At 30.0% G+C, this 14,976-nt stretch carries 17 protein-coding genes; 12 read left to right on the top strand and 5 right to left on the bottom strand.

Annotated features, from left to right (window positions below):
- Window positions 1–58 precede the first annotated feature (58 nt).
- On the bottom strand, window positions 59–1,015 hold the full coding sequence (locus B2G86_RS10570) for an ornithine cyclodeaminase family protein (protein WP_078358072.1): 957 nt from the start codon (window positions 1,013–1,015) through the stop codon (window positions 59–61).
- Between the two features lie 114 nt (window positions 1,016–1,129).
- Here B2G86_RS10570 and B2G86_RS10575 point away from each other — a divergent pair, with 114 nt between their 5' ends.
- The 3 genes from B2G86_RS10575 to B2G86_RS10585 all read left to right on the top strand — a co-directional run bounded on the left by B2G86_RS10575 (window position 1,130) and on the right by B2G86_RS10585 (window position 3,110).
- On the top strand, window positions 1,130–1,549 hold the full coding sequence (locus tag B2G86_RS10575) for an HTH domain-containing protein (RefSeq protein ID WP_078358073.1): 420 nt from the start codon (window positions 1,130–1,132) through the stop codon (window positions 1,547–1,549).
- Between the two features lie 55 nt (window positions 1,550–1,604).
- Entirely contained in the window at window positions 1,605–1,901 is a 297-nt protein-coding gene (locus tag B2G86_RS10580; protein WP_078358074.1) for a hypothetical protein, read from the top strand.
- Window positions 1,902–2,147: 246 nt separating this feature from the next.
- A complete protein-coding gene (locus B2G86_RS10585) occupies window positions 2,148–3,110 on the top strand; it encodes an LCP family protein (RefSeq protein ID WP_078358075.1) in 963 nt (320 codons plus the stop codon).
- A gap of 53 nt (window positions 3,111–3,163) precedes the next feature.
- On the opposite strand, the gene B2G86_RS10590 is transcribed toward B2G86_RS10585, so the two are convergent.
- Entirely contained in the window at window positions 3,164–5,344 is a 2,181-nt protein-coding gene (locus tag B2G86_RS10590; protein WP_078358076.1) for an AraC family transcriptional regulator, read from the bottom strand.
- A 262-nt stretch (window positions 5,345–5,606) separates the two neighbouring features.
- Between B2G86_RS10590 and B2G86_RS10595 the strand changes: the two genes are divergently transcribed.
- Complete coding sequence (locus B2G86_RS10595; protein ID WP_078358077.1) at window positions 5,607–5,936, top strand: MarR family transcriptional regulator; 330 nt, start codon at window positions 5,607–5,609, stop codon at window positions 5,934–5,936.
- Between the two features lie 649 nt (window positions 5,937–6,585).
- Here the strand turns inward: B2G86_RS10595 and B2G86_RS10600 are convergent.
- Together B2G86_RS10600 and B2G86_RS10605 are read right to left on the bottom strand one after the other, a co-directional pair.
- Window positions 6,586–6,801, bottom strand: coding sequence for a DUF2922 domain-containing protein (locus tag B2G86_RS10600; protein ID WP_078358078.1), 216 nt, complete (start codon window positions 6,799–6,801; stop codon window positions 6,586–6,588).
- Between the two features lie 32 nt (window positions 6,802–6,833).
- Entirely contained in the window at window positions 6,834–7,043 is a 210-nt protein-coding gene (locus tag B2G86_RS10605; protein WP_078358079.1) for a DUF1659 domain-containing protein, read from the bottom strand.
- Window positions 7,044–7,179: 136 nt separating this feature from the next.
- Between B2G86_RS10605 and B2G86_RS10610 the strand changes: the two genes are divergently transcribed.
- The 8 genes from B2G86_RS10610 to B2G86_RS10645 are packed head-to-tail and all read left to right on the top strand — an operon-like array spanning window position 7,180 to window position 13,641.
- Window positions 7,180–7,731 carry a tyrosine-type recombinase/integrase gene (locus B2G86_RS10610; RefSeq protein WP_078358080.1) on the top strand — a complete coding sequence of 184 codons (552 nt, stop codon included), beginning with the start codon at window positions 7,180–7,182 and terminating at the stop codon, window positions 7,729–7,731.
- Between the two features lie 18 nt (window positions 7,732–7,749).
- Window positions 7,750–10,149 (top strand): DUF4040 family protein, encoded by a 2,400-nt coding sequence (locus B2G86_RS10615; RefSeq protein WP_078358081.1) that lies wholly within the window; start codon window positions 7,750–7,752, stop codon window positions 10,147–10,149.
- Window positions 10,136–10,561 carry a monovalent cation/H+ antiporter subunit B gene (locus B2G86_RS10620; RefSeq protein ID WP_078358082.1) on the top strand — a complete coding sequence of 142 codons (426 nt, stop codon included), beginning with the start codon at window positions 10,136–10,138 and terminating at the stop codon, window positions 10,559–10,561. Before B2G86_RS10615 ends, B2G86_RS10620 begins: the two co-directional genes overlap by 14 nt.
- Window positions 10,558–10,905 (top strand): Na(+)/H(+) antiporter subunit C, encoded by a 348-nt coding sequence (locus tag B2G86_RS10625; protein ID WP_078358083.1) that lies wholly within the window; start codon window positions 10,558–10,560, stop codon window positions 10,903–10,905. Before B2G86_RS10620 ends, B2G86_RS10625 begins: the two co-directional genes overlap by 4 nt.
- On the top strand, window positions 10,898–12,394 hold the full coding sequence (locus B2G86_RS10630) for a Na+/H+ antiporter subunit D (RefSeq protein ID WP_078358084.1): 1,497 nt from the start codon (window positions 10,898–10,900) through the stop codon (window positions 12,392–12,394). The genes B2G86_RS10625 and B2G86_RS10630 overlap by 8 nt, the downstream gene beginning before the upstream one ends.
- A gap of 2 nt (window positions 12,395–12,396) precedes the next feature.
- A complete protein-coding gene (locus tag B2G86_RS10635; RefSeq protein ID WP_078358085.1) occupies window positions 12,397–12,879 on the top strand; it encodes a Na+/H+ antiporter subunit E in 483 nt (160 codons plus the stop codon).
- Window positions 12,879–13,172, top strand: a complete 294-nt coding sequence (locus B2G86_RS10640; protein ID WP_078358086.1) for a monovalent cation/H+ antiporter complex subunit F — start codon at window positions 12,879–12,881, stop codon at window positions 13,170–13,172. The genes B2G86_RS10635 and B2G86_RS10640 overlap by 1 nt, the downstream gene beginning before the upstream one ends.
- A complete protein-coding gene (locus B2G86_RS10645; protein ID WP_078358087.1) occupies window positions 13,150–13,641 on the top strand; it encodes a Na+/H+ antiporter subunit G in 492 nt (163 codons plus the stop codon). Before B2G86_RS10640 ends, B2G86_RS10645 begins: the two co-directional genes overlap by 23 nt.
- A 414-nt stretch (window positions 13,642–14,055) precedes the next feature.
- Here B2G86_RS10645 and mntC read toward each other — a convergent pair whose 3' ends face one another.
- On the bottom strand, window positions 14,056–14,973 hold the full coding sequence (gene mntC, locus B2G86_RS10650) for a manganese ABC transporter substrate-binding lipoprotein MntC (protein WP_078358088.1): 918 nt from the start codon (window positions 14,971–14,973) through the stop codon (window positions 14,056–14,058).
- Window positions 14,974–14,976 lie beyond the last annotated feature (3 nt).

Raw genomic sequence — 14,976 nt, forward strand, 5'->3', positions numbered from 1 at the left:
GGGCGCTTTTTAATTTCTAATTTATAAAAGTAATATATGGATTCTTTATCTATAAAATCTAAGACAGCAACTTCTTAAATACGCCAACGCCAACTGCTAAATCGAAATGGGCAGCACCGACTGATTTAAATATCGTAATTTCATGTTCATCAGTTCGGCCATCTATGTTGCCTAATGCTAGTTGTTGTAAATCACTGTATGCATGATCAAAACTAAAGAGACCATCTTTTTCAGCTTGAATAAATTCTCCTGCTTCTGTTTTTGCGCCATCTATATCATCAAAAACTATTTTAGATGACTGTTCTATCGCTTTAATATCAATTTCACGCATTGAAGGTTGATAAGAACCAACACCGTTAATATGTGCACCTTGTTTCAAATCTATAGCGTCAAATACCGATTCATTTGAACGTGTTGCACAGTTTATAATGTCGCTTTGCTTTACTAATTCTTGGACATCTTTAACGACATTGATTTCTGCATTAATTCCAAATTTGATTAGTTTTTCTTTAAAAATTTCTGCTTTTTCATTTGTTCTATTATATAGATATATGTGTTCAATATTTCTTACTTCAAGTATTCCTAAAACTTGTTCAAAAGCCATTCCACCAGTACCAATAACACCAAGTACTCGGCTATCTTTACGACTTAAGTAATGAGTTGCGATACCACTTAAAGCACCAGTTCTTAACCTTGTTAAGTAACTTGCATCAATTAATGCTTTATGTTGACCAGTTTCTAATTCAGTAATTAAAATTTTTCCTTGAGTTGTCGGTAAATTTAATTTTGGATTATCTGGAAAAATAGAAATGATTTTATTTGTTCCGAGCTTTTCTTTTAAATCTAAACATGGCATATAAAGCATTGCGTTATGTGTATCAGGAAGCTCCATAACTGTTCGATGTTCAACTAAAATTTGGCCTTGTTCTAATTTAGGGAATAAGTCCTGAGTATCTCGTATAGCATCTGCCATTAAGTATTGCTGTTCAATTTCAGAATCCGATAATATATGCATATGTAACCGCACCTTTCTTAATATTAGTGTAATTACAACATATCATGTTATAGATATCATTGCTTATTTTTTCTGTTTTGGGGTATATAAAATAGTAAAGAAGGAAGTGATATGATGGCTAAAATAGATAAAAAAAATTATGCTGAAAGAATACAAAATGTCTCAAATAAATATGAGATAGGTGATAAACAATTAAGGAAACTATTGAATCTACCAAAAGAAAAGTATGAATTATTGTTACAAGGCAATCAAGGTGTACTAACTGACAAACAAAGAAATGAGATTGATAAAAGACTAAATTACTTTGATTCAATTGGTGAGAATAAAGATGCATTAAAATATAGTAAGTACTATATTGAAAAAACGTTAAAAAAAGAGTATAATTTAACTAATAAATCTATTGCCAAATTATGTAATGTAAAAAAGAAAACAATAAATAGATTATTAAAAAATAAAAAAATTGATCGTAAGGAAGAAAGAAATCTCATATTAAATATTCTTCAACTCTATGAAACTTTAAAAACAGTCAACTAAGTGGTTATCATAATATTTCATATTTTTTAGAATTAAAGAAAGTTAGAGTGGAATTATGAAACAAGTTGAAATTATAAGAATCTTAGATGATACGACATTTGTTATTAATGCAGGAACCAATAAAGGTATTGAACCAGGTTATTTTATTGATGTTTTGAAGACGGATAAATCGTATAATTATATTGCCAAAGTAGAAGAAGTTTATCCAGATTTATCTCTATGTAAAAGATATGGAGAACAGCGATTATTTTATGGAGACATTGTTAGAATCAGATATCCTGACGATAATCAAATAACGACTAAAGTCATTAAATCTAAAACTAGTAAAAAAAGACGTAAAAAGAGAGGATGAGATCGCCGAATCTCATCCTCTTTCCCGTTTAATATGTCTAAAAAATTTAAAACAAGTAACGTTGTAGATTTACAAGAATACTTTATCATAGAATGTATAGATTTTCCAGAAATAAGTGGGTTGATTTAGTATAAATTTACAATCTTTTGGATTTGCATTTAAATTGTGCACATAATTAATTTGATATTGGCAAAGATTGAAAAATAAATGTATAATAAAGAAAAAAATAGAATGGACTGAGCACACGTGGCAAATCAATATGAGCGTTCGACGAAAAAACCAAAGTCTGCAGCGTTTAAAATAGTAACGACAATCGTCATTATTTTATTACTTCTGTTCTTAATTGCTTTGGCATTTTTTGTTTATAAATTTTTTGCATTAGGTAATTCAATACATAATCCATTAGACAGAGATAAATCAGAGTTAAGAAAGAAAGCTGTGGATGTAAATGGAGATCCAATATCCATTGCTTTATTCGGAGTAGATTCAGATTCTACAAGAGCAGCTCAAGGTGGCGGGGAAAGATCAGATTCAATCGTTTTATTATCAATTAACCCTGATAAGAAAAAGACTGTTATGGTAAGTATTCCACGAGATACAAGAGCAGAAATAGTTGGTCAAGATTCTGTTGAAAAGATTAACCATGCGTATGCATATGGTGGTCCGAAAATGGCTATTAACTCATTAGAGAAACTTATGAATGTACCAGTTGACCATTATGCATCAATTAATATGGATGGTGTTGAAGAATTAGTCGATCAAGCTGGTGGCGTAACTGTTACAAGTAATGCGACATTTACAGTTAAAGGAAATTCATATGTTAAAGGTCAAAAATATAAACTAGATGGAAAAGAAGCATTAGCATTTATTAGAAGTAGAAAAGAAGATGGTGCTGGTGGTGACTTTGGAAGACAAGAACGTCAACAACTTGTTATTCAAGCTTTAGCAAATGAATTAGTTAGTGTTGGTTCATTACCAAAAATCAATCAGATCTTTGATACATTAGGTGATAATGTTCAAACAGATTTAAAGATTTCTCAAATCAACAGCTTAAGATCTAAATATAGTGATGCATTAGATAATGTAGATAGAAACCAATTAGAAGGCCAAGATACAATTTTAGATGACGGATTATATTACTTCGTACCTAGTGATTCTAGTAAAAAAGAAGTAGTAGATAATTACCGTTCTAACTTAGAATTAGATTAATAAAAAAGTAGAAATTCTTCCAAGAAGAATTTCTACTTTTTTTATATTGTTAATTATCCTTGATTTTGAACAATTAACAATTTGATACCATTTGTTTTTATATAATATGTTTCGTCTATATTATTACTATTGTAGTCTGCCATTTCTATGTCGGGTGAGCAATATCTATCTAACAAAACGGTGTTCAAATAATCTAAATTACCATGATTGTGGTCTAATTTCCTTATTGCTTTAAATATATTACCGTTATCTTGATCAAAAGTAATCTTAGTAACTCTAAATTTCTCGAAAGGGATATCTCTATAAGACAAAATAACACTTATATTATTTTGGTAATTTATATCATGAGGATGATAGAGCTCATAATTGTACAATAAGAAAAAGATTTTGTTATGTATTTCAAATTTAACGTAATTCGGTCCTTCATAAAAGTGTTGTTCGTTAAAATGGCTCAATATAGTTAATAAGTAATTTGTTGGACTTTTGCAATGATATTTTAAATATAAAGAAAGTGGTTGCTCTATTGATGCATATTTAGCTGATGATTCTTCCATTAACCAGAACCCTATACCGGAAATATAATTAGTAATATTTAATAAATGTTTCAACATTATTGAAACATTAAAATAAAAGTCACTACTTGTGTATGTATCACCATTTAAAATATTCCATTCTAAAGGTATAACTTCTTTATTAAATGATTTTAAATATGACATATTTTGAATGAGTTTTTCTGTATATTCGTTTGTGATTTTTATAATATCATAATGACTCATTTCATCTAGTTTATATAGACTATTAAAGTTGTAACTTAAAGCAAAACCATCTATTTCATTAAAATGACAGACTTCCATATTCATATCCTCATATGTATTCTCAAAAGGATTTGGTGCATTGATCATAATCTTAATGTCATTAAGTCTATCTTTTGTTTCTCTTATTTGTTGTCTGATTTGATAAACATCGGCATAGTTTATATCAAAGAATATTTCTCCATTTTTATTATAAAAATAATTATGTATCGTATCTATTAGTTCATGCCAGTTTGTTTTAAATTTAGTATCGTTTAAATCAATATCGTATAATTTTATAGATGGAATAATTCGAGTATCTGAAAACATACTTAAACAAAAACCTAAATTTTGTTTATAAATTTCTTTATGTTCATCATTGAAAAATTTCTTCACTGAACAGTGAATGATGATAATAGGTGTTTGAGTCATTTTTTCTACATTTTCTAAAATTTCACCTAGAAAAGGTGAGTAGAAATCATAAACATCGCCTATATGTAAATATGTCTTATGATTGGCTCTTAATGTTTTAAGTGGACCATCATTAAAAGACATTTTTTTATACTCATGTACGAACGATCTATTTTGCATCATTTTTTGCAATTTAGAAATGAGTAAAGCCTTATAATCATTAGAAATATTTTCATTTTCTTTATTAATTTTGTGTTTTTTATATTGTAATCTATATTGGTTCGGTGTTACATGAAATTGTTTCTTAAACTGTCGATTAAAATTGTGATAACTGGAGAAACCGTGACTATTAGCAATTTGTTCAACCTTAAATTGACTGAACAATAAAGCATATGTTGCTTGGAATAATCTCGTTTCTTTTAAATACTGAATAAATGTCGTTCCCATTTGTTTCGAGAATTCTCGTGATAAATGTTCTGGAGAAATATAGAACTGGCTTGCTACACTATTGAGTGAAAGCCTTTCATGATAATGCTGGTCAATATATTGTTTAACTTTATATATAAGGCTACTTAACTTGATTTCGATTTGTCCATAGTTTTTAGTATCAACTTTAAATCGTTCATACAAAATTTTATAAATTTCTACCACATAATGACTACGTCTAATTTTTACGTTGTTTAAATCTGCTAATATAGCTCTAATAAACAAATCTTTAATTTGGTGTTTAAATCTATCTAATTCATTGGTTTTTGTAGTTCTAGGAATGTTAAAGACGAAAGCTTCCTCTCCACTTAAACTTTCCATCATTGAGTAACTAATATGAAGAATAGCAACTAAACCATTATTAATAATAGGTAAATAGTTATCATTATCCTGTAAATAGAATAATTCTCCGACATTAAAAGTATAGCTCGTATGATTTAAAGTTAAATCCGTTTTTCCTTCTAAAATAAAACATAGTGCACCAAATCCTGGTTTTTTAGGATTAATAATGCTTTCTTTATGTAAAGTAATCTCGTAATTATACAAATAACCACCTCATGGAAAGACAAAAATTGGAATATAACATCAAGTATCGTCATATTTTAAATGTTTATACTATCATAATATCAAAAAAAGTAATTATATGTTACCTGATTCGTTGAAAAAGATAAGTTGTATTATAATAAATCAAATATTCTAATCGATTTAATCAAAATATGAATTTAAAACGGGTTACAATAATAATTAATGAAATTTATGTATTGCGAACTATTAAAAATCGGGAGAATTTAAAACAGGAGGGTTTGAAGTGGCAGAAATATTTAACAAAACAATTCAAGAAATGATAGATTATGAAAATAAAATAACAAATTTAAAAAATGATAAACGCTTATCGCTAGTTGAATTTATTATATTAGAAGAAATATTCAGAGCTAAAGAAATCACGATAAAAGAAATACTAAACGGTAAATTAACAGAACTCGAAACGAGACCTTCAAATATAGGTACAAACTTAGCAAAGTTGTATAGAAAAGGTTTAATAGATAAATATAGAAGTGATCTTGATGAAAGAAAAGTATATTACTTCATGGATGAAAAGCATAAAGAGAACTATAAAGCACTCGTTCAAGATATTTAACAAAAATAAGAATTCAGGACATAAAAGAGCAGAACTTCTTTGTAAAAATGAAGTTCTGCTTTTTTGTATAAAAATCTTTTACACATCTTCCGACTTGTGTGAATATGGCTACCCATGCTTACACTTCTCTCAACTAGTGTAAATATAGCTACCCATGCTTACACATCTTACTATATGTGTGAATATAGCTACCCATGCTTACACATCTTACTATATGTGTGAATATAGCTACCCATGCTTACACATCTTACTATATGTGTGAATATAGCTACCCATGCTTACACATCTTCCGACTTGTGTGAATATGGCTACCCATGCTTACACTTCTCTCAACTAGTGTGAATATAGCTACCCATGCTTACACAACTTCCGACTAGTGTGAATATAGCTACCCATGCTTACACAACTTCCGACTAGTGTGAATATAGCTACCCATGCTTACCCATCTTCCGACATGTGTGAATATAGCTACCCATGCTTACACTTCTCTCAACTAGTGTAAATATAGCTACCCTTGCTTACACATCTTACTATATGTGTGAATATAGCTACCCATGCTTACACAACTTCCGACTAGTGTAAAAATAAATGACCAAATACTAAAAGGCTGAGACAATTAATTTGTCTCAGCCACTTTTTTGTATATAGATTATTTAATTAAAGGGCGAGTATTACGCTCTATATATTGCGCTGAATGGATTGAAACTAATTCTCCTTTTGATAAATTAAATAAGTTTAGTTTCATGATTTTATTCATAGCTTGCTCTACAAATTCTTTTGTTAAATCTGCTTTTGGATTTTGAATTTGGAGTGTAAATGTTTTTTCAGTTGATGTCTTAAATGTTAATTCTAATACTCTTCTCATGTTTTCACCTCCTAACTTATTATCAGATAGTATTAATTTTCTATCTGAATTGTTTTGACGATATAAGCATCTTTGAACTTTTCGTCGCTTAATGTTTCGATGATAGCTTTAAAAGTTTTAACTTGTTCAGGAGTAACGTTTAAATTAATTGCATTAAATTTTCGTTGAACAGTTTTCACTTTAGAGGCTTCGTCTAAATATTGATGTAATAATATGATGTTAATGTCTTTAACTGTTTCCATAATTAATACCTCCTTTCAACTTATATATCGAAATATCTTTGTAAAAACGACAAAAAAAGGTAAAAATTTCTTTCATGTTACTCAAATATATATTATTATTAATATGTACCTTAATTAGGAAGGATGGACAAATTGCATGCAACAAGTATCTCCAATTAAGAATAAAGACGATATAAGAGCAATGTATGAAGTGCTTAAATCACATAGTGAAAGAGATTATTTATTGTTTAGCTTGGCTATTCATACTGGAATGAAAGTTAATCAATTATTGACTTTAACTGTTCAGGATTTATTAGATGAGGATAATGATATTAAATATAATTGGATTAATGATGAGAAGGATGTAATAAGAGTGGTCATTCCTCTCCATTTAAGATCGAGTTTGTCATCTTTTATAAGGGAAGAAGGGCTTAAGAGAGACGACTTTGTATTTATGTCCATCAAAACAAAAAAACAATTATCGAGACAACAAGCTTATAGAATTATTCATGTGGCTGCTGAAGAGGTAGGGCTCAAGAATATTGGGTTATACTCGTTAAGAAAAACTTTTGCATATCATGCTTTCAAATCCGGGATTTCTGTATCTATTATTCAAAAGTATCTTGGACATCAATCTTTACTAGAGACACTAAAATTTATTGACGTAACGACTATTAAAAAAGAAACGACAATAGAACTTAATATATAGAGAGAAAGGAGTTAGTGTATGGCTTTAGTATGGCTGTTTTTAATGATTATAGTTGTAATGTCAATTGTACTTATGACTATGAATACAAAGTTTAGTCGATTTGCAGGTTGGCTAAGTTTAATTGCTCCAGTACTTAGTTCCATATATTTTCTTAGCCAAATTAGGAATGTTTATACTGGAAATATAGTTACTTATTTTCAAGAATGGATACCTATCATTGATGTTAATTTAGATTTTCGACTTGATGGCTTATCTTTAATTTTTGCACTTCTTATTTCATTAATTGGTGCAGGTGTTTTCCTTTATGCCATTTATTACTTATCTCATGAAAAAGATAACCTTCCAAGATTTTATACGTATTTATTAATGTTTATGCTCGCAATGTTGGGCGTAGTGCTTTCTAATAATACAATTTTGTTATATACATTTTGGGAATTGACGAGTATTTCTTCATTCTTACTTATTTCATATTGGTATCAACGTGGGAAAAGTCAAGAAGGTGCTTTGAAATCATTTTTAATCACTGTTTTTGGTGGAATGGCTATGTTAGTAGGTTTAATTCTGCTAAATAGCATTACGGGTACGAATACAATTACTGAACAAGTGGGTATGGTTGATAAAATATTTGAATCACCATGGTTTGTACTTGCAGTCATTTTAATCTTACTCGGAGCATTTACGAAGTCAGCACAGTTTCCATTCCATATTTGGTTACCGGATGCTATGGAAGCACCAACGCCAGTAAGTGCTTATTTACATTCAGCAACAATGGTTAAAGCAGGACTTTATTTATTATTAAGATTCACACCAATTATTGGTCAAAGTGAATGGGTTGTTTATACAGTTGTTACAGTTGGGTTAGTTACTTTATTGGTAGGATCTTTCTTTGCAGTAAATAAGAAAGACTTAAAAGCAATGCTAGCTTATTCTACAATCAGTCAGCTCGGTATGATTATGACGATGATTGGTTTAGGATTACTTGCTTTAAACAGTGATTTTAAAGCGGATAATGAAATCTTTTTAGCAAGTTTGTTTGCAGCATTATTCCATTTAATTAATCACGCTATTTTCAAAAGTGTTCTATTTATGGGTGTTGGCATTATTGACCATGAAACAGGCACAAGAGATGTTAAAAAGCTAGGTGGATTACGAAAAATTATGCCAATAACAGCAGTTGTTATGACGATAAGTGCACTGTCTATGGCTGGTATTCCATTGTTTAATGGTTTTTTAAGTAAAGAAGCATTTTTTACTAGTTTAGTGGAAACAGGACATACTGAAATATTTAATCAAGTAATGTCCATTGTAATGATATCAGCTGGATTTATAGGCAGCATTTTTACATTTGTTTATTGTATTAAGTTAATTAAAGAACCATTCTTTGGACAAATAAAAAAAGAACAATTACCTAAAGTACCTCGTCATGATGGCGGTGGATTGTTAATTGCACCATTTATAATCGTGTTGTTTGTACCGACAATATTCTTTGTTCCTAATTTATTAGGAGAATATTTAATTGGACCAGCGTTAAGAGATATATTCCAAGATGGTCAAGTTATGAATCATTTACCTCATATTAGTGCATGGCATGGTTTCACAGTAGAATTATTCTTAACATTAGGTATTTATATCTGTGGTACATTACTTGTGCTATTTCCTAAATGGGATGTTATATATAGTAAGTTTTCTAAACAACTTGAAATTAATACGCTTTATACACAAGGTATGAGTTTATTAGATAGAGTAAGTACGTTCTCAATTCAAAGTATAATGAACAATAAATTGAATCAATACTTGCACATTATATATATTATATTCTTTGTCATAATGGGATACGGTATTTATCAAGTAGGTATTTACGATATAGCTTATTATCATATTACAGATGCTTCAACATTTGAAATTATTATTTTAATTAATATCGTGATAACTGCGACAGCATTAATGTTTATTCGTGAAAGAATGACGATGACCATCTTAAACGGTGTAATAGGATATTCAATAGCAGTGGTATTTATATTTATGAAAGCACCAGATTTAGCACTTACACAATTAGTAATTGAAACGATCACAACAGTGTTATTTTTATTAGTATTTTACCATTTGCCAAACGTACAAAAGGATAATCCTCATGTGTTAAGTGAAGTATTTAAATTAACGATTTCTTTATTAATGGCAGTCTTTGTCGTAATCTTCGTTATAATGATGCAACAAGATAGTTTATTCGACAAAATTTCATTTTATTATGAGCATGCCGACGAATTAGCAGGCGTTAAAAATATAGTGAACGGTATACTCGGAGACTTTAGAGCACTCGATACAATGTTAGAAGGTATTGTTATTTTGATTGCTGGTTTAGGTATATTCACTTTAGTTAAATTTAAGATAAGAAAGGGTGATCCTAATGAAAGAAAATGATGTGGTATTAGAAACGATATCCAAAATAGCCATTTTTATTATTTTGACGTTTGGATTTTATATTTTTCTTGCAGGTCATGATAACCCTGGTGGAGGATTTATAGGTGGACTTGTTTTTAGTTCAGCCTTTATCTTAATGTTTTTAGCTTTTGATGTTGAAACAGTTGTCCAATCAATGCCTTTGGATTTTAGAGCAGTGACGATTATCGGTTGTTTAATCTCTATCGGAACTGGTATTATACCAATATTTTTTGGTCATCCAATGTTAACTCACGAAGACGGTTATGTCACATTACCGCTATTAGGTGAAATTCATATATCAAGTGTTACACTATTTGAGCTAGGTATACTACTCACTGTAGTTGGAGCTGTTGTAACAATCATGCTTGCGATTAGTGGTGATAACAGTTGAATTTAATACTTGTAATTATAATAGGTGTACTGACCTTTGTAGGAACATATATGATTTTATCTAAGAACTTAATTCGAATTGTTATCGGGACAGCAATTTATACACACGTAGCAAACTTAATGATTTTATCAATGAGCGAATTTGGTGGGAAGAATGTCCCTCTTATAAATGGAGAAGGTAAAGATTATGTAGATCCTTTACCACAAGCGCTAATATTGACTGCAATCGTTATAGGTTTTGCTATTACAGCATTTTTACTTGTTTTAGTATATAGAACATTTAAGTTAACGAAAGTGAACAGAATAGAGGCGTTACGCGGTGAGGATGAAGATGTAGATGAATAATTTAATATTAATACCATTACTCGTTCCTTTAATTACTGGGTTAATACTGTTCTTCTTTAAAGAACGTTTAACGTTAACTAGACGTATCGCGATATCGAGTTTAACAATTACAACATTAATAACTGCTTGGATGTTAATAGAAGTTAGTTTAAATAAAGCGTTAGTAATTAATTTTGGGGACTGGCAACCACCATTTGGAATACAATTCGTAGGTGATGAACTCGGGCTATTGTTCACGACTGTTTCTTGTTTTGTTGTGACAGTTATTATTTATTTTGGTTTTGGTAAACGAGAAAGAATAGCAAATAAATATTTTTTACCATCTTTTATACTATTTTTACTAACTGGTGTTAATGGTAGTTTTCTTACAGCAGATATATTTAATTTGTATGTTATGTTTGAAATTATGCTCTTAGCCTCATTTGTATTACTAACACTGGGGCAATCTATTGAACAGTTGAGAGCTAGTATTATCTATGTTGTAATTAACGTCGTAAGCTCATGGTTCTTCTTGATGGGTGTTGCTTATTTATATGGTACGTTAGGTACTTTGAATTTTGGCCATATAGCTATGAGAGTGAGCGAAAGTAATCAACCAGCGACAGTTACTTTAGTGGCGATTATTATGATATTTGTATTTGGTGGTAAGGCTGCTCTTGTAATGTTTATGTGGTTGCCAAAAGCGTATGCTGCATTAAACACAGAACTAGCTGCGTTATTCGCAAGTCTTATGACTAAAGTTGGTGTATATGCGTTACTTAGAATAATGGTACTTATGTTTGATGAGAAGCCAGACGTTACACATTTTCTACTATATATAATGGCTATTATTACGATGATTATCGGTAGTATAGGTGTATTAGGATTTAAAGATATTAAAAAAATAGCTGCTTACCAAGTAATTTTGTCTATTGGTTTTGCAGTACTTGGTTTAAGTGCAAATAATAGTGACGGTATAACTGGCGCTATCTTCTATGTCAGCCATGATATGATAATCAAAACTTTACTATTCTTAATCATAGGTACGTTTGTATTATTAGCTGGAACGAGATATTATGACCAATTTGGTGGTCTCATTAAATATTATCCAAGTCTAGGCGTTATATTCTTTATAACTATACTATCTATCGGTGGTGTACCTCCATTTAGTGGATTTCCTGGGAAATTATTAATTATAAAAGGTGCTTTAGAGAATGGTTATACAATCGGTGTCATTGTGATGATTCTTTCAAGTGTAATCGCTATGTACAGCTTACTGAGAGTATTCTTGGTGATGTATTTTGGAAGAGAAGGCATTCCACAAGCTGAGAGAGTTGTGCTATCTAAAAACAAACTTTATGCGATGGTTATATTGACTGTAGCAACAATTGTGTTGGGGATTGCTTCTCAATATGTTCTAGACATTTCAGAATTAGCTGCCCAATTTAATATAAATGAACAATCATATATTAAAGAAATTATTCCAAATGTAGAAGTGGAGGCGAAGTAATAATGGCACAACTATTATTAAATATTTTAATCGCCTTCTTATGGACTTTATTTCAAGATGAAGATACATTTCACTTATCAACTTTCATAGGTGGATATTTTATAGGGATATTTATTGTCTACTTGATGCATAGGTTTTTCGGTCATGTTTTCTATTTAAAAAAAGTATGGGTAATATTCAAATTTATTTGTGTTTACAACTATCAACTTGTAACTTCAAGTATGACAACTATAAACTATATTCTTTTCAAAACGAATAAAGTAAATCCAGGACTTGTAACTTACGAGACAACGTTGAAACATGATTGGGCTATTACATTGTTAACACTACTCATTATGTTAACGCCAGGATCAGTCGTGTTAAGACTCTCGCCTGATGGTAGGAGATTCTTTATTCATGCAATTGATGTTTCAGAAAAAGAAAAACAAATTCTAACTAAGCAAATTAAGAAATATGAGAAACTAATCTGGGAGGTGCTTAAATAATGTCATTTATCATTTTAACAATTATAAATACAGCACTTGTTATTTATGGTATTTCCATTGTTATAGTACTTTTTAGAACGATAATTGGACCAACTACAGCAGATAGAGTTATTGCTTTTGATGCAATTGGTGCGATATTAGTTTCAGTTGTGGGTGTATTGAGTATTGTTTTTGATACATTTAGCTACTTAGAAGCAAGTCTTATTATTGCGATACTTTCCTTCTTGAGTACAGTAGGTATTTCACGTTTCATAGAAGGGGGTCGTGTCTTTGAATCTAAGCGAGATCGTTAGTCTAATTGCTGCTTTATCTATATTGCTTGGTTCAATTGCAGCTTTAATAAGTGCAATTGGTATTGTTAGGTTTAGAGATACATTTCTTAGAAGTCATGCTGCAACTAAAAGCTCAACTTTATCAGTATTGCTTACATTAACAGGTGTATTTATCTATTTCTTAGTAACACAAGACTATTTCAGTGTTCGTACATTATTGACAATATTATTCTTATATTTAACATCACCAGTAGCAGGTCATATGATTATTAGATCAGCATACAATTCTGGTTCATATATGTATATGAAAGAGTTTACGAAAAAAGGAACATCATTAAACTTTAGATATGATCGAAAAGAAACTAAAAAAGATCGTAGAAAAAGAGCTGAAAAAAGACAGTTAATGAATGAAGCATTTTCTAAAAATGATAAAGAAACATTTAGCAAATATAAACAAGTTATGAAAAAAGATGACAAAACTTTAAAATAGCAAAAAGGTTGAGACAATTAATTTATTTTATAGTGTCGACAAAGTCGTGGACTTTGCCGACATTTTTTTATGAAACGTGTCCATAAGAAAAAAGAGCTTGAGATTTTCAATGAGAAAAGTGTGAAAAAAAGACTGAATTTATCAAGTTTGGTTCGTCTAGATAAATTCAAGTAACTTTATTTACTTTCCAACGAAAAACTGTCGACACAGTTTTAAACTTTGCCGGCAGTTTTTTTATGCGCATGCTTTCCGCGGGCATGTTCTCAGCCTGTAGTCTTCGAATCATGCTTTTCCCACAGGAGTCAGCGCAAAAAACTGTCGACAATAAGGTTGTTATTCTCTTTCTCATGAAAGGTGTCCATAAAAAAGTCTGAGACAATTAATTTGTCTCAGACTTTTTTATAAATTCAATAACTATTTCATACTATTGTGTATTGCTTTGGCGTTGTGTTCCATCATATTGTAGTATGAATTTCCTTTAGAGTCTTTTTTACCTATAGAATCTGTAAAGACTTTTTCTTTAATCTCAAGGTTCGTTTCTTCAGCTAATGTTTGCATACTTTTCTTATCTACACTTGTTTCTACGATTAATGATGATAGATGATTGTTTTTAACAAAATTAATGGCTTGTTTCATTTGATCTGGAGTACCCTGTTTTTCTGTATTAATTTCCCATATGTAACCTGGTTTTATATGATACGTTTTTGCAAAATATTTAAATGCACCTTCACTTGTAATGAATGCTCGTTTGTTCTCATCTATATCATTAAATTCATTTTTCATTTTGCTATGTAATTTATTAAGTTTATTTGTATAATTATCTGCATTCGATTTATAATCTTTACTATATTTTCCATCTATTTTACTCAGATGTTTTTCGATAGTATTTACATATTTAATACCATTTTCAATACTTAACCAAGCGTGAGGATCGACTTTGTTTTTATCTCCTTCTCCACCTTTTAAGTAAATAGGTTTTACATCTTCTGTAGCTTGTATAACATTTTTGTCAGATATTTTTTTGCCAGCTTGTTCTAAAGCTTTTTCAAACCAACCATTTCCACTTTCAAGATTAAAGCCATTATATATGATAACATCGGCATCTGTAAGTTCTTTAACGTCTTGTGGTTTGATTTCATATTCATGTGGATCTTGACCAATGGGAACGATACTTGTGACTTTTGCGTTTGATTTAGTTACTTCTTTAGTCATATCAGCAAGTATAGAATTTGTAGTGACGACTTTTAAATGTTTATCATTTTTAGACGAAGATTGACTACATGCACTCAATAATAAGATGACAGCTATGAGTGAAAACAATAATTTTTTCATAAT

Source organism: Mammaliicoccus fleurettii (genome assembly GCF_002018435.1).
Lineage (GTDB): Bacteria > Bacillota > Bacilli > Staphylococcales > Staphylococcaceae > Mammaliicoccus > Mammaliicoccus fleurettii.